The sequence below is a fragment of the Streptomyces sp. NPDC127092 genome, assembly GCF_042722475.1.
In the GTDB taxonomy this organism is placed as follows: Bacteria; Actinomycetota; Actinomycetes; order Streptomycetales; family Streptomycetaceae; genus Streptomyces.
This window is the reverse complement of record NZ_JBHXFE010000254.1, coordinates 1-405: the sequence shown is the minus strand read 5'-3', so window position 1 is coordinate 405 and position 405 is coordinate 1. Positions and strand designations below refer to the sequence as shown.

The 405-nt window shown below is 74.1% G+C and carries 1 protein-coding gene; it reads left to right on the top strand.

Annotated elements, in window-relative coordinates; all coding sequences use genetic code 11:
• On the top strand, nt 1-385 hold a 385-nt coding region (locus ACFWJO_RS39460; RefSeq protein ID WP_386873087.1), incomplete at its 5' end, for an aldolase/citrate lyase family protein.
• Nucleotides 386-405 lie beyond the last annotated feature (20 nt).

The following is a 405-nucleotide window of genomic DNA, read 5'->3' as shown; positions in this document are numbered from 1 at the left end:
CTCCGTGATCGTGCAGATCGAGACGGCCGCCGGCGTGCGGAACGCGGACGAGATCGCGGCGGTGGACGGGATCGACGGCGTCTTCATCGGCCCCTCGGACCTCTCCGCGTCCCTGGGCCTGCTCGGCCAGCAGTCGCACCCGGACGTGGTGGCCGCGGTCGAGGAGGTCATCACGAAGGTCAAGGCCGCCGGGAAGATCGTGGGCGTCAACGCGTTCGTGCCCGCGCAGGCCGACGCCTACGCCGCCGCCGGTGCGGACTACGTCAACGTGGGCGCCGACGTCGCCCTGCTGGCCCGCGCCGCCGAGGCCCTCGCCGACCGCTGGTGCCCGGCCCCGAGCAACGCCGCGGCCGACGGGCAGAGCGCGCCCCGCGCGTCGTACTGATCCGGTCATCCCCTCACTTC